Raw genomic sequence first — 4,433 nt, forward strand, 5'->3', positions numbered from 1 at the left:
CGCTTGGCAGCGGGAACGGCGTCGGCCTTGCGGTTGGGAATGGTGGCCTGCCGAGCCGTAGCTTGTGAGCTGATGGCCCGCCTTCGCCCTTTGGGCTCCTCCTGGCTGCGCCACGCGTAGCCCAAAGGGCGAAGCGTGGCGGGTCCGGCAGGACTCGAACCTGCAACCAGACCGTTGTGGGCGGCGGATATCGATCGGCTTCGCTGATTTTGCTGCGGTTTTGTTTGGTTTCGATTGCGTTCATTGTGGTTTGACGGGTCGTTTCTGACGCAAAACTGGGGTGACTTCCATAATCCAAACATCCGCCGTGCGGCTTTGCCAGCGTGGCGCTGTGGTGAGGTCGACCGCCAAATGGTGTTTTTTGCATCCACACTCGCCGGACTGTGGTAGGTTGAATTTTTCCGTCATGCAGGTGCTGCATGCAATGCCCGAGTTGTCGGGCGCAAGTGCCCGATGAGAAGCGGTTCTGCACGGAATGCGGGGGAGCGCTGCCCTCTGCTTGTCCGCGATGCGGGTGCGTCAACCCGCCAGGCTCAAAGTTCTGCGGCGATTGCGGTGCCACGCTGAGTGCCGGGTCGGCTATGGCACGGCCGGAACTGCAACCAGACGCCTCGCTGCGATCAAGTGTCTCCGCCGAGCGGCGGCAGTTGACCGTGATGTTTTGCGATCTGGTTGGCTCGACGGTGCTCGCCTCACGCCTTGATCCCGAGGACTTGCGTGACGTGATCGGCGCATATCATCACTGCGTTGCTGAGACTATTCGCAGTTTCGATGGCTTTGTAGCCAAGTATATGGGTGACGGGGTGCTCGTGTACTTCGGCTATCCTGCGGCGCACGAGGACGACGCTGAGCGGGCGATCCGCGCCGGTCTTGTACTTGTGGACGCGGTCGGCTCTCTTCCTGCCACGGAGGAGCCGCTGCGGGTTCGTGTCGGTGTCGCGACTGGGCTGGTCGTTGTCGGTGATCTTATTGGAGCCGGCGCTGCCCAAGAGCAGGCGGTGGTCGGCGAAACGCCGAACCTTGCCGCTCGGCTGCAAGCTCTTGCCACGCCGAGCGCGGTCTTGGTCGACCAACGGACGCATCGCTCGGCCGGCGGTCTCTTCGAATACGACGACCTCGGGGCAGTCGAGGTAAAGGGGTTTACCGAACCGGTGCCGGCTTGGCGCGTCCTTCGCGAGAGCGCGGTCGAAAGTCGCTTCGAAGCATTGCATCCCTCCGGGGGGAAGGTGCCCCTGGTGGGGCGCGAAAGCGAACTCGAGCTATTACTCCGATGCTGGCAGCGAGCCAAGAACGGCGAGGGTCAAGTCGTATTGCTATCGGGCGAGCCAGGCATCGGAAAGTCGCGCGTGGCCGCTGCGTTCGCACAGCGGCTTGCAGACGAGCCGCACGCAAGATTGCGCTATTTCTGCTCGCCACACCATCAAGATAGCGCAATGCATCCGACCATCGCGCAGTTGGAGCGTGCCGCTGGTTTCGCGCGTGATGACCTGCCCGAAATCAAGATCACGAAGCTGGAGACCCTGCTCACTCCGACGCAAGCCTCGGATGAGGATATCGCGCTCCTTGCCGAACTGCTGTCGATCCCGACCACCACCACGGGCCGTTACGCGGCCCCGAACCTCACGCCTCAGCGCAAGAAGGATCTGACTTTCGAGGCTCTGCTGCGGCAACTCGTCGTGCTCGCACAGCAGCGGCCGGTGTTCATGGTCTACGAGGACGCCCACTGGATCGATCCGACATCGCGGGACCAGCTCGATCATATCGTGGAACGGGTGCAGGGGTCGTCTGTGCTGCTGCTAGTCACCTTCCGCCCCGAGTACTCGCCGCCCTGGACCGATCAGGCTCACGTGACCACTCTGACCCTCAAACGGCTCGACCTGCGCGAAAGTGCAGCGCTGGTGCAGCGCATCGCAGCCAGCAATGGGACCTTGCCAGGCGAGGCGGTAGATGAAATCGTCGCGCGGACGGACGGCGTGCCGCTCTTCGTGGAGGAACTTACCAAGGCCGTCGTCGAGGCCAAAAGCGGCGCGAAGGCTCTCCTGTCCGGGACTCCTGCCTCCGCGCGCGCTGTGCCCGCGACGCTGCACGCTTCACTGATGGCTCGGCTTGACCGGCTGGGCCCAGCGGCAAAGGAAATGGCGCAGGTCGGCGCGGCTATCGGACGAGAGTTCTCTTACGAACTCATCGCGGCAGTCGCCACCCCGCGGAGCCAGACGGAGGTGCGAGATGCGTTGGGCCGGCTGGTCGAGGCCGGGCTACTTTTCCAAACCGGCATCCCGCCACAAGCGTCCTATGTCTTCAAACACGCGCTGGTGCAGGACGCCGCCTACAGCACGCTGCTGCGCAAGCAGCATCGGCAGCTGCACCGGACCATCGCGCAGAGATTGGAGCAGGACGATACGGCCGTCGCGCAACGCCATCCCGAACTGCTGGCCTACCACTACGGTGAGGCTGGTCTTCACAAAAGCGCCATCCCCCACTGGACCGTCGCCGGCGAGCACGCGGTGCGTCGTGCCGCCAACACGGAGGCGGTTCGACATTTTCGCCGAGCACTCGCATTGCTCGAAGCCGAACCCGAGACGCCGGGGCGAGCGGCCGCAGAACTCAAGGTTCTCGCACAACTCGGACCGGCGATGATGAATGTACAGGGGTGGACCGCGCCCGAGGTGGAAAGAGTCTACGACCGGGCGCTCGGGCTCGCACGTGCGATGGACAGCTCGGCCGATTTGGTGGCGCCTCTCATTGGTCTGTGGCTGTTCCACAATACCCGCGGCGAATTCGGGAAGGCGCGGGAGTCGATCCAGGAACTGTTCCGGGTCGCTCATTCCTTGAACGACCCAAATCTACTGCTCCAGGCGCACCATGCTGCCTGGCCGACGCCCCTGCTGTGCGGCGACTTCGCCACAGCGTATACGCAGGTCGAGCAGGGCCTCGCGCTGTACGATGAGCGGCAGCATCGCCATCACGCGTTCCACTACATTGGACACGACCCGGCGGTATGCGCCCACGCGCTCGGTGCGATCATGGCGTGGATGTTAGGTCATCCAGAACGAGCCGCGCAGCACGCCGAGAGCGCGGTGCGGTTCGCACGGCGAATGGAGCACGCGCCAACTCTCTCCCACGCGCTGTGGTTCGTATGCGCGTACCACATCTTGCGAGCGGATGTGGCGGCGGCCCTGGTGACAAGCACCGAGACCTTGGCGCTCTGCGAGGAGCATCAGCTCGCCCAGCCGAAAGCCGCAGGAATGCTGTTCCGCGGCTGGGCTCTGGTGCGCAGCGGCGAGATCGAGGAGGGCCTGCAACTCGCGCGCAGTGGGTTGACCGCATGGGAGCGAGGCGGGGTCGGCGCGTTCCTCCAGCAAGGCAGATTTATTCTTGCCGAGACTTGTAGCGTCGCTGGTCGTCGCGATGAGGCAATGGAGCTGTTGGAAGCGGCGCTTGGTCACGGCAATGTAACCGGTGAGAGATGGTGTGAGGCGAGGATTCATCATCTTCGAGGTGAGCTTTGTATCGCGTCCGCAGAGTGGCAACAGGCGGAGCAGTGCCTGCGGAAGGCACTTGATGTCGCGCGCCAGCAGAACGCGCGCTCAATCGAACTGCGAAGCGCCACCAGCCTCGCCCGCCTGTGGCGCAATCAGGGCCTAGGCCGCAAAGCCCGCGATCTCCTGGCGCCAATTTACACCTGGTTCACCGAAGGCTTCGATACGCCGGATCTGAAGATGGCAAAGGCGTTGCTTGAGAGTTGCAATGATTGAAACCGTCCGCTTAGGCATTTGCGGCCGAGTAAGCGACAAAGCGAAGCGCTTCTGGTGCGGTGACTCTCTACGGGGCGGTGAAATAGCCTCTGATATCTGAATTCACTGGTGGTCCTGGCGGACAATCGCCTAACAGCATAACGAATTGAAGTTGCGATATATTTCGTTATCCGCGATGGTCAATACCAACAGAAATACCAACAAGATGACGTGCGGTGATCGCCGACAAAAAATAGATGTCGGCAAGGGGCATGGCCCATCCAGTTCCGGTCTCACCAATCGCGCCAACTGGAATCGAACCTGCTTTGACCTGAGTGTTCCCCGCGGCCCGACCTAACACGCTATCGCGAGGTCAAGGGTAAGGGTGGCTGTTGTTGCCCGAGTACGACTGCCCGACGGCGCCTGAACGCTGTCACCTGCGCTATCGAGAATGCCGGCGATAACAAACCCCGTTCTGGCATCCGGGAGTATTTGCTGCGGGCTCTCCTGACCTTAAACGATGCGATCTTGCCTGAACCCATGGAAAGATACATCACGCGTCAGCAGGTCGGGGAATGACCGAAGTAGGCTCCTATGCCCATCCTTTCGCGCCGCATTGAGAACGGAAAACATGGGCTGCAAGGGGGGTAAGTTCGAGTCGGCTATGGAGAAATGGCGCACCCGACACGATTCGAACGT

Annotated in this window: 1 protein-coding gene, 1 tRNA gene and 1 pseudogene (1 of these 3 cut by a window edge); 2 read left to right on the forward strand and 1 reads right to left on the reverse strand. The window is 62.2% G+C overall.

Going from position 1 to position 4,433, the window contains the following annotated elements; all coding sequences use genetic code 11:
- Positions 1-419 precede the first annotated feature (419 nt).
- Together AKL29_RS46700 and AKL29_RS21980 are read left to right on the forward strand one after the other, a co-directional pair.
- A pseudogene (locus AKL29_RS46700) lies at positions 420-545 on the forward strand (double zinc ribbon domain-containing protein); the annotation flags it as partial.
- A gap of 102 nt (positions 546-647) precedes the next feature.
- Positions 648-3,755, forward strand: coding sequence for an AAA family ATPase (locus tag AKL29_RS21980; RefSeq protein WP_283809410.1), 3,108 nt, complete (start codon positions 648-650; stop codon positions 3,753-3,755).
- A 652-nt stretch (positions 3,756-4,407) separates the two neighbouring features.
- Here the strand turns inward: AKL29_RS21980 and AKL29_RS21985 are convergent.
- Positions 4,408-4,433, reverse strand: a tRNA-Arg gene (locus AKL29_RS21985); it runs 58 nt beyond the window's last position.

Source organism: Bradyrhizobium pachyrhizi (assembly GCF_001189245.1).
Lineage (GTDB): Bacteria > Pseudomonadota > Alphaproteobacteria > Rhizobiales > Xanthobacteraceae > Bradyrhizobium > Bradyrhizobium pachyrhizi.